The organism is Pseudomonas putida group bacterium ESBL64 (assembly GCF_045277175.1).
Taxonomy (GTDB): Bacteria; Pseudomonadota; Gammaproteobacteria; order Pseudomonadales; family Pseudomonadaceae; genus Aquipseudomonas; species Aquipseudomonas alloputida.
Genome location: NZ_CP145799.1, coordinates 2128248 through 2143486, shown reverse-complemented (window position 1 = coordinate 2143486; position 15239 = coordinate 2128248). Strand labels below are relative to the sequence as shown.

Annotated in this window: 14 protein-coding genes; 8 read left to right on the top strand and 6 right to left on the bottom strand. The window is 62.8% G+C overall.

What is annotated here, in order from left to right:
- Position 1: 1 nt before the first annotated feature.
- The 3 genes from V6093_RS09745 to V6093_RS09735 are packed head-to-tail and all read left to right on the top strand — an operon-like array spanning position 2 to position 2751.
- Entirely contained in the window at positions 2-1213 is a 1212-nt protein-coding gene (locus V6093_RS09745) for a cytochrome c (RefSeq protein ID WP_265980061.1), read from the top strand.
- A gap of 3 nt (positions 1214-1216) precedes the next feature.
- Positions 1217-2188, top strand: coding sequence for an XdhC family protein (locus V6093_RS09740; RefSeq protein WP_003254261.1), 972 nt, complete (start codon positions 1217-1219; stop codon positions 2186-2188).
- A complete protein-coding gene (locus tag V6093_RS09735; RefSeq protein WP_014859277.1) occupies positions 2185-2751 on the top strand; it encodes an NTP transferase domain-containing protein in 567 nt (188 codons plus the stop codon). The genes V6093_RS09740 and V6093_RS09735 overlap by 4 nt, the downstream gene beginning before the upstream one ends.
- Before the next feature lie 64 nt (positions 2752-2815).
- Here the strand turns inward: V6093_RS09735 and V6093_RS09730 are convergent, their stop codons facing one another.
- Genes V6093_RS09730 through V6093_RS09720 form a run of 3 tightly spaced genes read right to left on the bottom strand, consistent with a single transcriptional unit; the run spans position 2816 to position 4931 of the window.
- Positions 2816-2914: a T6SS immunity protein Tdi1 domain-containing protein gene (locus V6093_RS09730; RefSeq protein ID WP_080756757.1), complete on the bottom strand. Its 99-nt coding sequence runs from the start codon at positions 2912-2914 to the stop codon at positions 2816-2818.
- A gap of 33 nt (positions 2915-2947) precedes the next feature.
- Positions 2948-3565 carry a GAD-like domain-containing protein gene (locus tag V6093_RS09725; protein WP_047604124.1) on the bottom strand — a complete coding sequence of 206 codons (618 nt, stop codon included), beginning with the start codon at positions 3563-3565 and terminating at the stop codon, positions 2948-2950.
- A 19-nt stretch (positions 3566-3584) separates the two neighbouring features.
- Positions 3585-4931 (bottom strand): DUF6861 domain-containing protein, encoded by a 1347-nt coding sequence (locus V6093_RS09720; RefSeq protein WP_406669782.1) that lies wholly within the window; start codon positions 4929-4931, stop codon positions 3585-3587.
- Positions 4932-5189: 258 nt separating this feature from the next.
- On the opposite strand from V6093_RS09720, the gene V6093_RS09715 reads away from it, so the two are divergent.
- The 3 genes from V6093_RS09715 (at position 5190) to V6093_RS09705 (ending at position 8759) form a co-directional block, all read left to right on the top strand.
- Positions 5190-5873 carry a response regulator transcription factor gene (locus V6093_RS09715; protein WP_004576176.1) on the top strand — a complete coding sequence of 228 codons (684 nt, stop codon included), beginning with the start codon at positions 5190-5192 and terminating at the stop codon, positions 5871-5873.
- Positions 5870-7192: an ATP-binding protein gene (locus tag V6093_RS09710; protein WP_003254253.1), complete on the top strand. Its 1323-nt coding sequence runs from the start codon at positions 5870-5872 to the stop codon at positions 7190-7192. Before V6093_RS09715 ends, V6093_RS09710 begins: the two co-directional genes overlap by 4 nt.
- A 175-nt stretch (positions 7193-7367) precedes the next feature.
- On the top strand, positions 7368-8759 hold the full coding sequence (locus tag V6093_RS09705; RefSeq protein WP_047604122.1) for an aspartate aminotransferase family protein: 1392 nt from the start codon (positions 7368-7370) through the stop codon (positions 8757-8759).
- A gap of 74 nt (positions 8760-8833) precedes the next feature.
- On the opposite strand, the gene V6093_RS09700 is transcribed toward V6093_RS09705, so the two are convergent.
- The 3 genes from V6093_RS09700 to V6093_RS09690 form a co-directional block, all read right to left on the bottom strand.
- Positions 8834-9955: a cupin-like domain-containing protein gene (locus V6093_RS09700; RefSeq protein ID WP_047604120.1), complete on the bottom strand. Its 1122-nt coding sequence runs from the start codon at positions 9953-9955 to the stop codon at positions 8834-8836.
- A 64-nt stretch (positions 9956-10019) separates the two neighbouring features.
- Positions 10020-11309, bottom strand: coding sequence for an aminotransferase class V-fold PLP-dependent enzyme (locus V6093_RS09695; protein ID WP_047604119.1), 1290 nt, complete (start codon positions 11307-11309; stop codon positions 10020-10022).
- A gap of 16 nt (positions 11310-11325) precedes the next feature.
- Entirely contained in the window at positions 11326-12672 is a 1347-nt protein-coding gene (locus V6093_RS09690; RefSeq protein ID WP_004573661.1) for a dipeptidase, read from the bottom strand.
- Positions 12673-12854: 182 nt separating this feature from the next.
- Here V6093_RS09690 and V6093_RS09685 point away from each other — a divergent pair, with 182 nt between their 5' ends.
- Positions 12855-14480, top strand: a complete 1626-nt coding sequence (locus tag V6093_RS09685; protein WP_047604117.1) for a twin-arginine translocation signal domain-containing protein — start codon at positions 12855-12857, stop codon at positions 14478-14480.
- 121 nt (positions 14481-14601) lie between these two features.
- Positions 14602-15078, top strand: coding sequence for a sigma-70 family RNA polymerase sigma factor (locus V6093_RS09680; protein ID WP_003254241.1), 477 nt, complete (start codon positions 14602-14604; stop codon positions 15076-15078).
- The last annotated feature ends 161 nt before the right edge of the window (positions 15079-15239 follow it).

Below are 15239 nucleotides of genomic sequence, written 5' to 3'. Positions count from 1 at the left end.
CATGGGCTTCGTACGTAGCGCCTCGGCATTGGCCCTCGGGCTGGCGGTCAGTTCGTTTGCCTTGGCGGCCGACGATGCGCTGGTCAAGCGCGGTGAATACCTGGCCCGCGCGGCCGACTGCATGGCCTGCCATACTGCCGAAGGCGGCGCGCCGTATGCGGGCGGGCTGCCGATCCATTCGCCGTTCGGCACCATTTATGGCAGCAATATCACCCCGGACAAACAGTACGGCATCGGCAACTACAGCGCCGACGAGTTCTTCGCCGCAGTCACCGAGGGCAAGCGCAAGGATGGCGCCAACCTTTATCCTGCGATGCCTTACACCTCGTACCACCTGATCAAGCGTGAAGACTCGGACGCGATCCTCGCCTACCTGATGACCATACCGCCGATCAACCGCCCGGCACCGCAGACCGCGTTGCGCTTCCCGTTCAATGTGCGCATGGGGCTCAGCGGCTGGAACATGCTGTATGGCAAGAGAGTGCAACTGCAGCCGACCGAGGGTAAAAGCCCGGCCTGGCAGCGCGGCCAGTACATGGTCGAGGTCATGGGCCATTGTGGCGAATGCCATACCCCGCGCAACCCGATCGGTGCGCTGCAGCAGGACCAACGCCTGAGCGGCGGCCTGCTGGGTGGCTACCTGGCGCCAAGCCTGCTGGCCCAGGACCTGGCGGAGCGCGGCTGGACCCAGCCGGACCTGACCACCTTCCTCAAGCACGGCATCAGCGCCCAAGGCAGCATGTTCAACGAGATGTTCCCGGTGGTGCACCACAGCACCCAGCACCTTGAAGATGCAGACCTTGCGGCAATGGCCACCTACCTGCTGGGTGACCAGCCGCCGCCGGCCAAGGCTATCGAGGCCGTTGCCCTGGAGCAGATGAGCGACAGTGCCAAGCGGGGCCACCAGCAGTACCTGAACGTCTGCGCCGGCTGCCATGGGGTCGACGGCGAGGGCAAGCCGCACATCGCCGTGGCCATGCGCGGCAACACTGTGCTGCGCCAGGCCGACTCGCGCAATCTGGTCAAGGTGGTCCTCGAGGGCATCCGTGAACAGCAGTTCACCGGCTTCGAGCGCATGCAGCCGATGCCGGGCTTTGCCGACAAGCTTGATGACCAACAGGTGACGGATATGGTCAACTACCTGCGCCAGGCCTGGGGTGGATTGCCCGGCGACCTGAACGTACAGCAGCTCGCCGAGCTGAAGGCGGAGTAAAGCGTGCAGCATCTCGATCTACAGGTGATCCGTCAGGCTTTGCAGTGGTCCTGCAACGGCCAGCGGGTATGGTTGTGCACGGTGCTCGCCACCTACGGCTCGGCGCCGCGTGCGCCGGGTTCGCTGCTGGCGGTGAACGCCAGCGGCCAGTGGCTGGGCTCGCTGTCCGGTGGCTGTGTCGAAGACGACTTTCTCGAACGCGTGGCCCTGGGGGAATTCCCGGAGCCGGTTGCCATCGTGCGTTATGGCGACGGCAGCGACCCGCGTTCGCGCGTTCGCCTGCCGTGTGGCGGTGTGCTTGAAGTACTGGTGGAGAACCTGCCGGTTGAATGCGAGGTGCAGGCGCATCTGCGTGAGTTGGAACGTGCGCTGCTGGGCCAGCGCCGGGTACTGCGTGAGGTGAGCCTGCCAACGGGTACCCGCCAGCTGCTCGATGACCATAGTCAGGGGCCACGGGTCGAGCGGGAAAATGCCCGGGTGCGCTTGCGTGTCGGCGCCGCCCAGCGGCTGCTGCTGGCCGGCTATTCCAGCGTGGCGCATTTTTGCGCCGAATTCGGCAGGGGGCTGGGTTTTGAGGTCATCCTTTGCGAGCCGCGTGACGAAGTACTCGACGGCGTAGTGCTGAATGGCATAGAGGTGCGCCGCGAGCTGCCGTCGGAATTCATCGCCAATGGCGGTTGCCATGCCGATACGGCAGTGGTGGCATTGACCCATGATCCAAAAATCGATGACCTGGCCATGCTTGAAGCCGTGCGGACCGAAGCGTTCTACATCGGCGTGATGGGCTCCAAGGCCACCTCCGACAAGCGTCGCGAACGCTTGCAGCGAATTGGTGGCCTGGGTTGCGACGAGCTGGCGCGCATCCATGCGCCGATTGGCCTGAACCTGGGCAGCAAGACCCCGGCCGAGATCGCCCTGGCGGTACTGGCCGATATCCTTCGTGCGCGCAATGGCATCGAGCGGGCGGCGCTGTGAGCGTGGTTGCGTTGGTATTGGCTGCAGGCAGCAGTGTGCGTTTCGGCGCTGACAAGCGCCGTTCGCTGCTGGCTGACGGTCGAAGCTTGCTGGTACACAGCGTAGAGAGCGCCTGCGCAGTGTTCGATGATGTGCGGGTGGTGTTGCGTGAAGGGGAGCGAGGCGTGGACCTGGGTTTGCCTGCGCGGTGCAGGGTGGTCTCCAGTCCGGATTTCACATTGGGCATGGGCCATAGCCTGGCGGCCGGTGCCGCTTCGCTGGCTGACAGCGAGGCGCAGGCAGTAGCGATTCTGTTGGGTGATATGCCCTGGGTGGCGTCCGCGACCCTGGATTTGCTTGCGCGCGAGGCCAGTGGGTCAACGATAATCCTGCCTTGTCATGCTGGACGACAGGGCCATCCGGTGTTGTTCGGGCGCGATTTCTGGCCGGCGCTTGCCCGGTTGAAGGGTGATGAAGGGGCGCGTTCGGTGCTGAAGGCCCATGCGGACCGTTGCGTCCGGCTGGATGTCGAGGATGCCGGTGTGCTGCGGGATGTCGATTCGCCCGATGCGCTGCGCCAGTGAGCGTTGTAAGCGCGTGCTAATCATCTTCCTTTTCATCGAGTTCGTAGGGTCCCAGTTCGCCCGTCTACGCTAGCAGAATCAGATGCACGTCGGCCTTCAGCCGCTGAAGATTGGCCAGGCTGGCAGACACGCCCAGCATCAGCGCCGGGACGAAGCCGTGCATCTCATCCGCCGCTTTTCACGGCCAATACTGTGTTTAGAAGTCAGAAAAGCTATAGGGCTCGAGGGTGGAGATCTGTGCAAGTAGTATCAAGTGCTCGACAGCTTTGACTTTTTCTAGGTGCGCAAGATCGCAGGGGCCACCGAATGCCAAGGCTGGAACGAAACCATACATCTCATCATGATTGAGTTTGCCTAATTTGTTATATGCAGGCTCGAATAAATCGCCAAAGTCGTTGGACTCCCGTTCGATCAATAGAAAGAAGTCTTGCACGTCCTTGTCCATGTTGCCTGCATCAAGTTCATTCACTCTGCCGCAGTATTGTGAAGTGTGGGCTACGATGTCTAATGAAAACCCGGAACTTTCTCCGTACAGATAGAGATCACCAAAGGCGCCCCGAGCGATGACATGATAGGTATCTCGCCCTTCGAGCGCAGTGCCCTCTATGAATGAGGCGGCTACGCCCTCGTAGTCTTGCGGATTGACCGTCCAGAATATTCCATCACCATATCCGCACCATCCGTGCTCGGTCCAGTATTCCAACAGTTTCTTCGGCAATTTACCGCTGTAGCGCTCGATGCTAGAAGGAGGCACCTCCTGCCTGAAAATCGGCTCGCCCATTTCTTCTATGAAGAGGGAGAAAAATTCGTCCATTGTCGCGCTCCTTATCTTGTTAGCATTTGTGCAGTCTGACATTTAAAAAGCCTGATGCGCGGCCATCTTTGGCTTGTTCTTCGACTGATCTTGTCAGCTCTCCTACCCTGCTTCTCCATTGGGGACCTATAGTGGAATTTACTTGCCTATCCCCGAAGTCAGAGATGACATCCTTGCCGCCGGCGATTAGATCTGGATTGTGCAGCGCAGCAAGAGAGGACATCGATTCCTTAGCCTGCATCGTTGAAATTTTTCTTGCTTCAATTGGGTTCATGTCCTTGGGCAGTTTTCTATAAGCTCTTTTCCTTAGGTCGTCATACAGTTTTTGTCTTGCTTTTCTCGCAGTTTTTGGATCTCGCTCTATGGGGTTTGCAATATTTTCCAGGAACTCTTCAACCGTCAGCCGATTGAGTCCATCTTGTTGTCCCTTTAACTGCCGCTCAAACTCGCCATGCTTCGACGCTGGCAATTTATCCGCCTTGAAACACGCCACCGTATGCAACGGCATGCTACCGGGCTTCCCTGTGGGGTGCTCCTTGTCTTTTCCCGCCTGCCGATTCGGCTGAACTGGCTGCGGATCATCCATCGCCCCTTTGCGCCGCTCCGGCACCTGCAGATCCGGCCGTTTCTTCAACCCCTCTTCATGCTGGAGCATCCATTGCCCCAACCGCGCGCCTTTGCGGCTGGCCGCCATCTCCTGGGCCAGCACTCGGGCATCGCCGCGTCCGCGGGTGAGGTATGACACGATCGCCCCCAACAACAGCACCACGACTTCCACATGGCCTTGGGCAATCTGATGCGTGGCCCGAGATATCGCATAAGGGTCGTCCCGGCAGAACGGGCCGGTGCCTTCATTGCCGCAGGTGCCTTCCCAGGCGAAGCGGATGCCATCGACGTAGTACTCGCCGATACGCGGCAAGCCGTCGATGAAGAACTCGGCGATGGAGGCCAGCCCCAGCGCACCGAGGATCCAGCCGCTGACCTTGAGGCCCATGGCCGCGCCTGCGCCAGCGAACGGTATGGTTCCGGCGCCGCCGGCGAATGCGCCGACCCCTGCGCCAAGCAGGCCACCGGTAACGGTGCTGCCGACGACGATCATCGCCATCTGCTGCACGACCCTCAGCAGTTCGTCGACGATGCTGTTGATGTCGAGGTCGGCGAAGCGCTGGCGTAGCAGGTGCGCCGCCTGCCATTCGGCGTGGTAGAAGGCTGTGCGGACAGCTTCGATCCGGCGCAGGTTGAGGCCCAGCGAGGCGACCTCTTCATTGAGGCCGGTGCGGAACTGGCCACCGCTTGGGTAGCCCACCATGGCGATGACACGTGACTCGATCTCGTGCCAGGAGGGCACGAGGTAATCCAGGTACATGAGGTGTCTCCCTGACAGCGCGTGCAGGGGGAAATCCCATCATGGATTCTGATCAGAGGTTTCTGGATCAGTTGTAGGAAAAGGCGACTTCGTTTCTGTTGTGTTCGAGAAGCTCGGGAATTGGCGTTGAGGCTGCGAGGGGCAGGGTGGCGACCCGCGCGGCGCTCGATCTCCCCCCAACCCTCCCCAAAAGGTCCATAATCCCCCCTTAATCCGCCCAAGGTGCAATACCAGCCACACCACTCCGGGAGCCCCACCATGCACGTTCTGCTCTGCGAGGACGACGACCTGATCGCCGCCGGCATCTGCGCCGGCCTCACCGCTCAGGGTCTGACCGTGGACCGGGTTGGCAACGCCGCCGCTGCGCGAGCGATGCTGCAGGCCGCGCAGTTCGACGTGATGATCCTCGACCTCGGCCTGCCCGACGAAGATGGCCTCAAGCTGCTGCGCCGCCTGCGCGAAAAAGGCGAGACCCTGCCGGTACTGGTGCTCACCGCCCGCGATGCCGTCACTGATCGTGTCGATGGCCTGCAGGCCGGTGCCGACGATTACCTGCTCAAGCCCTTCGATCTGCGCGAGCTGGCCGCACGCCTGCATACCTTGCTGCGGCGGGTGGCCGGGCGGGCGGTGAACGTGATCGAGCACGGCCCGCTGCGCTATGACCCGAGTAGTTGCGAGGCGACCTTGGCCGGCCAGCATGTCGACCTGTCCCGCCGTGAGCAGGCCCTGCTCCAGGCGCTGCTGCAGAACCCCGGGCGCGTGCTGTCCAGCGAGCAACTGAAGGACTGCGTATACGGTTTCAGCGACGAGGTCGAGAGCAACGCCCTGAATGTGCACATCCACCACCTGCGTCGCAAGCTGGGTAACGGCATTGTCGAGACCGTGCGTGGCCTGGGCTACCGGCTGGGCCCGGCGCAGGCACCGCAAGAGGCCGCATCATGAGCCTTCGGGTACGCCTGAGCCTGATCCTCGGCAGCGCCTTCGTGATCATCTGGGCGCTGGCCGCGGCGTGGATGCTGCGTGACCTGCGCCAGCAGATGATGTTTTCCCTCGACCAGCGCCTGGTGGCGTCGGCGCGTATGGTCGCCGGGTTGATCGACCAGTTGCCGCAGCCGCTGACTGCCAAGGGCGGGGAGGCGCATTTTTCCGCCGACCAGTTCAGCGTACCGGACGGCATGGCCTGCCAGGTCAGCTCGCTGCGTGGCGAGATCCTCGCCAGCAACCACAAGCACGATGGCGCCATGGACGACGAGCGCAGCGGGTTCCGTGACCAGACCATCGACGATGCGCTTTGGCGCACCTTTACCTACAACCACGGCGATGTGCGCATCACCACGGCCGACCGGCACATGGAGCGCGAGGCGCTGAACCAGTCGATTCTGCTGGCGGCATCGGCGCCGGTATTGATGGCCCTGCTTGGCAGCCTGGGGCTGTTGTGGATCGGCCTTGGCAAGGGCCTGGAGCCGCTCAACCGCATGCGTGATGCCTTGCGCCGCAGGCGTGCGGACAGTGTCGAGCCGCTGCAGGTGGCGGGCATGCCCAGCGAGTTACAGCCGTTGCTGGAGACCCAGAACCAGCTGTTCCTGCGCATTGCTCAGACCCTCGAGCGTGAGCGGCGCCTGACCGACGATGCCGCGCATGAACTGCGCAGCCCGTTGACCGCGATCAAGACCCACCTGCAGGTGGCGCGCATGACCGACGGTGCAGTGCGCGAGCAGGCGCTGGAACATGCCGAGCAGGGCACCGACCGCATGCACCGCACGCTTGAGCAGTTGCTGATGCTGGCGCGGGTAGAAGGCAGCCTGTCGTTCGAGGATGGCGTGCAGTGCAGCGCCGAGCAGGTGGCGCGGCAGGCGATGCAGGATGCGGGCGGCGGCGACAACCGGCGTATCGTGCTGCGTCTGCCTGAGGAGGCTACGCAAATCTACCTGGGCATGCCGGCACCGTTGGCGGTGGCAGCACTGCGCAACCTGCTGGACAACGCCTTGCGTCATGGCGGTGATGAAGCTGTAGAGCTGGACGTGCAGATGGCAGACGGCCAAGTGGGCTTCATGGTGCGTGACCATGGGCCAGGGATTGCCGAAGCGGACCTGGAGCACCTGACCGAGCGCTTCTGGCGTAATGGGCAGAGTGGTGGTTGCGGATTGGGGCTGGCGATAGTGCAGGCAATCGTGCAGCGGTGTGCCGGTAGCCTGCGCTTTGACAGCCGTAGTGACGGCTTGCGGGTCTTGTTGCGGGTACCGGCGCGTCCGGTGCATTGATGTTTATTGCCTGTGCTGGCCTCTTCGCGGGTGAACCCGCTCCTACGGGGGGGTTTACCCGCGAAAGGGCCGGCACAGACAAAAATAAAATCCAGTAACAACCGCTAAATCCTCCCCCCACTCAAGCGTTTCCAAAGCGATAACCGCCCATCCGCTTGCTTGCGAGGATTCACCCATGTCCACCGCTTCCAGCCTTGCCCAGGTTGCACCGGCCAGCTTGCCGCAACCCTTGTACGAATTCACCGATTCGCCTTTGCTGCAACGCCAGCAACAGCAAGAGTCCAACGCCCGCAGCTACCCGCGGCGCATCCCGCTGGCGCTCAAGCGCGCCCGGGGCATCCATGTCGAAGACGTCGAAGGCCGCCAGTTCATCGACTGCCTGGCCGGCGCTGGCACCTTGGCGCTGGGTCATAATCACCCGGTCGTAGTCGAGGCAATCCAGCGCGTGCTGGCTGACGAACTGCCGCTGCATACACTCGACCTGACCACACCGGTCAAGGACCGTTTCGTCCAGGACCTGTTCGGCATCCTGCCCGAGGCGCTGCGTCGCGAGGCCAAGGTGCAGTTCTGCGGCCCAACCGGTACCGACGCCGTTGAAGCGGCGCTCAAACTGGTGCGTGGTGCAACCGGGCGCAGCACCGTGCTGGCCTTCCACGGCGCCTACCATGGCATGAGCCAGGGCGCGTTGAGTCTGATGGGTAGCCTTGGCCCCAAGCAGCCACTGGGTGCGTTGCTGAGCAGCGGCGTGCAGTTCATGCCGTACCCCTACGACTACCGCTGCCCGTTCGGCCTGGGTGGTGAGGCCGGGGTCAAGGCCAACCTGCATTACCTGGAAAACCTGCTGCTCGATCCGGAAAGCGGCGTGCCGCTGCCCGCCGCCGTGATCCTCGAAGTGGTACAGGGTGAGGGCGGGGTAATTCCGGCCGACATCGAATGGCTCAAGGGCGTGCGGCGCATTACCGAGCAGGCGGGCGTGGCGTTGATCGTCGATGAGATCCAGAGCGGCTTCGCCCGTACCGGGCGCATGTTCGCCTTCGAGCACGCCGGCATCGTGCCCGATGTGGTCACCTTGTCCAAAGCCATCGGTGGCAGCCTGCCGCTGGCGGTAGTCGTCTATCGCGACTGGCTGGACACCTGGAAGCCGGGCGCCCATGCCGGTACCTTCCGTGGCAACCAGATGGCCATGGCGGCGGGGTCGGCGGTGATCAACTACCTGGTCGAGCATCGCCTGGCCGAGCATGCCGAGGCCATGGGGCTGCGCCTGCGTCAGCACTTGCAGCAATTGCAACGTGACTATCCGCAATTGGGTGATGTACGCGGGCGTGGCTTGATGCTTGGGGTCGAACTGGTGGAGCCGCAGGGCGAGTGGGATGCCTTGGGGTATCCACAGGCCAACCGAGAGCTGGCGGCCAAGGTGCAGCGCGAGTGCCTCAAGCGCGGGTTGATCCTGGAACTGGGCGGGCGGCATGGCGCGGTGGTGCGCTTCCTGCCGCCGTTGATCATCAGCGCTGAGCAGATCGATGACGTGGCGCAGCGCTTTGCAGAGGCGTTGATCGCGGCAGTCTGAACCTTTGTCAGGGCCGCGTTGCGGCCCATCGCCTGCGCCAATGGCCCATCAAGATCAGGTTGCCGTCACGCCGGTTACCAGCCGCGTCCGGAGTCTACCCAGAAGTTCACGGACAGCGACGTGGACACTGACTCTACCTGGTGGAACCAGCCCTCGGGCAGGAACAGCAAGTCGCCGGCCTGCAACACCACGCGCAGGAAGGGCACCTTAAGGGCTTCGGGGAAGCGCTCGTAGTCGGGGGCATCGGGGTTGAAATCGCAGCCGTCCAGGCCGCCCTTCGGGCTGGTTGACCAGGTGCCCAGTGCGGCGCGATGGTGCGGTGCTGCCAGAATGAACGATTTCTGCCCCCAGACCTGGGCGAACAGGTTGTCGGTGTCATCCCGGTGCAGGGGTGTAAGGGTGCCTTTGGGACCGATCCAGATGCGCGGTGGAATGAAGCGCTGGCGATCGAAGTAGTCCGGGTAGCGGATCAGAGCCTGCAGCTTTTCCGGCACGATATTGTTGCCCATGTAGGCGGGCGGCTCGCCGGGCTTGGCCGGCTTGTCGAGCGAAGCGATGAAGTCGGCCATGGGGGTGGTGCGGAAGTCGCGGTCGGTAGAGAACGTCTTCTTCACGTAGTCACCATGCCGGGTGATGCCCTGCAGCTCGGCAAAGTGGGCCAGCGAAGCGTCACGGCCCATGGTGAACAGCGGCCAGTCGCCAAGGGCATCGCTCAGCACCACTGGCACGCCCGTTGAAAGGTGTTCATGGTGAAACCGCGACGGCGGCATTTCGGCCCGTGACAGGCGTTGTACCTCATACAGCACGGGTTGGGCTGCCGAGACCTCCTCGCTGTAGCGTCCTGGCGTGGGGTAGCGCTGGTTCATTGCTGCCTTGCTGGTGGTCGCGCCTTGCCGCGCGCTGCTGATAACCTGCGGCAGTAGGGTCGCCAGGCCCATGTTGCCGGTTATTTTCAGGCGTCCACTGGCGAAAAGCTCCTCTACGTCGACAGCGCCCGCCATGATGCCGAGGAAGTCATCTTGAGCCACTTCGATCGTGACGTCCGGAGCCTCATGCCAGCCACCCCCCGTGCAGGGGTTGGCGCATACCTCGGACCAGTAGGCGAGTCCCTGGCCGAAGTCGAACTGGAACACGCCTTCGATGCCGACGGCATGGGCATTGACGAACAGTTTTTCGAGTATGCGCTGAAGGTCCACGGTAAGCCTCGTCGGTTGTCGTTGTGCAGGGTTGGCATGGGCGCGTGTGGCCGGGCCCGGGTTGTCAGGCGCGCGGGCGCTGGCGCAGTACGTCGACCAAGCGGTCGATTTCCGCTTCGGTATTCAGCAAACCCGGCGCAGTGCGCACCACTGGCCCGGCATCGCGCGAGACGGCGTCGACGATGATGCGTTGGCTAGTCAGGTACCTGGCCAGCGCGTCGGCATCCTGGCCTTTGCCGCGAAAGAAGGTGAAGCCCGCCGAATGGGTGCTGCTGCGCGGCGTCACCAGTTCGATGGCAGGCAGGCTTTCCAGCTGTTGCTTCAGGTAGTCGTTGAGGGCGTGGATGCGTGCCTGCACGGCAGCCTTGCCGGTTTGCAGGTGCAGTTCGAACGCCTTGCCCAGGGCCCAGCGGTGCTCGAAGGCGTGGTAACCGCCCGGGCTCATGATGGTGGCGAAGTCTTCGTTTTCCGAGAAGGTGGCGATGCTCGGTTGCAGCTGCCCCAGTGCCGAGGATGCGGCGCAGATGATGCCTGTCCCGCGGGGGCCGAACATCCACTTGTGGGTCCCGGATATGAAGTAGTCGCAGTTCAGGTCGGCGAAGCGCATGTCCTCGACGCCAAAACCGTGAACCCCGTCGATGACATACAGGATATGGTCGCGTTCGTCCCTGTTCTGATTGACCTCGCGTACGAGCGCACCGATTTCGCCAACCGGCAGTTTCACCCCGCTGCCCGAATGTACCCAGGTCATGCCCAGCACGCGCGTTTGTGGGGAAATGGCGGCCCGCACGGTACCCAGCACCTGGTCGGTGCTCACCTGCCAGGGTTGCTCGAACAGGCGTAGCCTGCGTACCGGGTTGCCATCGCGGGCGCTGCGGTAGTTCATGGTCTGCCGTGCGGCGGAATGCTCGTGCACCGTGGTCAGGATTTCCTGGCCGGGCGCCAGCTTGATGCCGCCATAAATCAAACCCAGGCCCTCGGTAGTGCTGCCCGTCAGGGCAATCTGGCGTGGCGCCACCTCCAGGTAGCGTGCCGCCCATTGGCGTACCTCAGCCTCGTGCTTCCACTCCGACTGGGCATCCCAGTCGACCATCAGCGCCGGGTGACGGTCGAAACGTGCACGCAGGGCCTCGATGGCTTCGCGTACCGGCCTTGGATGAGAGGTGATCAGGAAGTTGGCGAAGTGCGCATAGTTTGGGTCGAGTTCGAACAGGCGGCGAAAATCGGCCCATCGTTGGTTGCCGGCGCTCGGTATCGGCGTGGCGGCCTCGGCAACGGGTAGCAGATGGCTGGCGAGGGGCAGGCCGGCGGCGAGGATGCCGGCCCTTTTGAGAAAATTGCGGCGGTCGTTCATAAAGGTGCCCAATGGCTTAGCGCAGTGAAGTGTCGGTACCGCGGGCGGCGCTCTGTACCTGTGCCCAGACGCGCAGGAAGTTGCCACCCCAAAGCTTGGCGATGTCGGCTTCGGAGTAGCCGCGGGTAATGAGTTCGGCCGTTACGTTGCGTGCTTGGCTGGCGTCGTGCCAGCCGTCGATGCCGCCGCCTTCGTTGAAGTCCGAGCTGATGCCTACGTGGTCTATGCCGAGCTTGCGCACGGTGTAATCGATGGCATCACCGTAGTCCTTCAGGGTCGCTGGCGGCTCCTGTTCGAGGATTGCATAGAGTTCGTTGGCATATTGCCCGACCTTCTGCTCGGGCCAGCCGGCTATGACCGGGTCGCCAGGCATCAGCGCGTAGTTCAGGTCAGCCAGTGGCGGCAGCGCGTAGCGGGCACGCAAGGCATTGAGCTTTTCCTGGGTCTGCGCGCTGAGCGGCTTGAGGTAGCTGGAGAACGCGACCAGTTGCACGACCCCGCCGCTTTCCTTGATCAACTGCATTTCCTTGTCGGACAGGTTGCGGTTGATATCGACCATGGCCCGTGGTGCCGAGTGCGACGCCACCACCGGAGTACGGCTGAGCTGAATGACCTGGTTCAGCGCCTTGCTGGACATCTGCGAGACATCGATGATCACACCCAGGTCATTGAGCCGTTGTACGGCGCGCTTGCCGATGGGGGACAGACCCTCGAGCGCATCGACAGTGTCATTGAAGAACGGCAAGGGGCGAGACGAGTCGGCCCAGCTGTTGTTGCCGACGTAGCTGAAGCCGAACATGCGCACCCCGCGTGCCGCCCAGCGGTCGAGCTGGTCGATATCGTCCCCCAGCGCATACGCATTGAGCATGCTCAGGAACACCGCGAACTTGCCTTCGCCGTGCAAGCGCCGCATGTCCTGTGGGGTGTAGGCGATGGCGACGCGTTCGGGGAAGTCGCGCACCATTGCGGTGATGGCGTTGTAGCGCACTTCCTGGGTGTGGCGGGCGGCCTCGACGAAACCTGGCGTGGGGCGATGCGGGCTGTTTGCGCCCGTCCAGGATTCGGGCCAGGCAAAGATGGTCAGCGCCGCGCCAGACAACCGCCCTTGGGCAGCCTTGGCCAGGTCGAAGCGGCCCGGTCCGTCCTTGTCGGCTTCGCTGCCTTCGTTGCCGAAGTCCAGCGGCAAGGTGACATGGCTGTCGAACGAGATGATGCGTTCCTGCAAGTCGTTGGCTTGACGAACGACTTCCCGGGAGTAGCCGCCAGGGGCCGCGAAATGGTACCAGGCAGCCAGACCGGCACCCGCGGCGACTGCCGCAGCCAGGCTGATGTACAGGGCTTTTTTCCAGCGTGGTGTCGTCATCTTGGTCTCGGTAGGTTCGCCGTCGAGGGAGGGCACAGAGGCCGTCGCTACCTGGGGTGAACGAGTCGACACGGAGGAAATTTAGCCGCCCCGGCCGCGGCGTTAAATTTCAGTGCAGGTACAACGTTCTAGCCTTGGACGGGCCGTGCTCCATGGCCGCAATGAAGGCGCAGGTAGTTGCAATGACGATTTCTCGACGCGGGTTCATCGCTGCTGTGGCATTGACGGGCGTAGCGGTACCCGGAGCGCTGTATATACAGCGCCAGCGGGATGCCGAGGCGTTTCCGGAAACGCCTGGCGAGGCTGTTGTCGAGTTGGCCGATACCCGCCTGCAGCAGCTGGGCGACATCCTGCGGGGCATCTGGCGCTGGACTGCACATGGCAAGGATGCCCAACTGCTGGGTTTGCCCGACGGGGAGCTGGAATTGTTTCTGGATGTCGCCAGCAATGGCCGGGGGCTGCGAGGTTACCTGGACACCGCCGAACGCCTGCGCAGTGAGCAGGAACCCCGTTATCGGGTCATGGGTGACTTGCTGACGGACAAGCCCGGGATGTTGCGCTGGCGGCTGTTTTCAACCGAGCCCGGTGCAGGGCAGGCGCGCTATGAATGCCATGTGGTGCTCGATGAGGTCTGGGGCGCCTATGGCAATGCCGGGCCGGCAACGCTCAATGGTCGTATCTCGGCCCTGGACCGCGCCCTGTCTCTGCCTGTTCTGGACAATGGCTTCCTGGCCTTGAAGCGGCCTTTCCCGGAGGCTCGCGAACGTACGCCGCTGTCGCCACAGCTGCTGGCTTGGCTCATTTCGCCGGAGCATCGGCTGTTCCACCAGCTATGGCACGCATCGCGGGACAAGTGGCACAAGCTGGAAGAGGACAAGCAATCCGCCCTGCGTGGCTTGGGCTGGCAACCCGGGCCGCGTGGCCAGGAGCGTGATGCGCGTGGCCGGCACAAGGATCGCAACGGTTCCGGAGAGGACTTCCTGTTCATGCACCGGCACATGCTCGGCAGTGCCAGGGCCCTGCAGGACCTGCCTTCGTGGACGCGGTTCCCGCTGCCTCAGCCGGAGCTTGAGCGTGACCGCATCGGTTTTGCCCGTTACTTCGACAACCACGACGGCAATGCCTTGCCACCGACCTGGCTGGCCCATGACGACCAGGAGTACACCCAGTGGGTACGCGACATCAAAAGCCCGGATACCTTCCACGGCAACTTTCAGGTCTGGGAGTCGCGCTACAGTGATCCGGAATATCTGAGCAAGCTGACCTTGGGGCAGTTCGGCTCAGAACTGGAGCTGGGCCTGCATGACTGGTTGCACATGCGTTGGGCGGCGGTGCCGCGCGACCCGTCCAACGGTATGCCGGTGCCTGCTGCACGTACCCCGGGTGATTTCGCTGAGCGCTGGTTCGAAGCACGCAACGATTTTCTCGGCGACCCGTTCTCGTCACATGTAAACCCGGTGTTCTGGCATTTTCATGGCTGGATCGACGACCGAGTCGACGATTGGTTCCGAGCCCATGAGCGGGTCCACCCGGGTGAGATCCGCCGCTTGCAGGTGAACGGCGTGCCCTGGTTCGCACCCGGGCGTTGGGTGGCGGTGGCTGACCCGTGGCTGGGTCCCGATACCCATGGCTGTTCGACGGTGCCGGGCTTGCGGCCCGGTCGAAGCGTCGAAATGGACCCGGAAACCATGAAGCTGGCGTTGCGCATCATTTATGGCAACGAAGACCTCTTTGCCCGGCTGCAACCACGGGTGCCGCAGCGCCCCTGGTATGCCCGCAATCTCAAGGTTGTACGGGCGTCGGGTTGACGGTAAGCACAGCGCAGGTGTGCGTTGCTGAGAATCATTATATTTTGTAAGATCGCACGCTGATATCACTCAGTTCTGCATCTGCCCCAGCGTGGGTGTGCAGACGATTCCAGGTGTGTTTGTGGAACGTTACTATCGTGAGTTGGTGAGTTTCCTGTCCGCGCGCTTGGGTAACCGTCAGGCGGCAGAGGATGTTGCCCACGATGCCTACCTGCGGGTACTGGAGCGAACGGACAACGGGCAGATCGAGCATCCGCGCGCATTCCTGTACCGTATCGCCCTGAACCTGGTGATCGACCGTCATCGTCGCCATCTGGTGCGTCAGGCCGAACCGCTTGAGATACTCGATAGTGATGAGGGCGGGCATGTGCCGGCGCTGGCGCAGGAACTGCAGCTCAACCAACGCCTGGCCCTCATGCAGCGGGCGCTTGACGAACTGACCGGCCCCTGCCGCGAATGCTTCCTGCTGCGCAAGATCGAAGGCCTTTCACATCTGCAGATCGCCGAGCGGCTGGGCATCTCCCGCAGCCTGGTGGAAAAGCACATCGTCAATGCCATGAAGCACTGCCGGGTGCGCATGCGGCAATGGGAATCCTGATTGCCAGGTTAAAGGCAAATGCAAATTCCGTCAGTCAATCACTTGATTTATGCGGCTTTCCCGACTTCTATCAAAGAAGACCGTTGCCGGGCATGGCCTTGGCATTAGCCGTTATTGGCGCAGTATGGTCATGGAGCGTGCCCATTACCCAATGGCCTAGG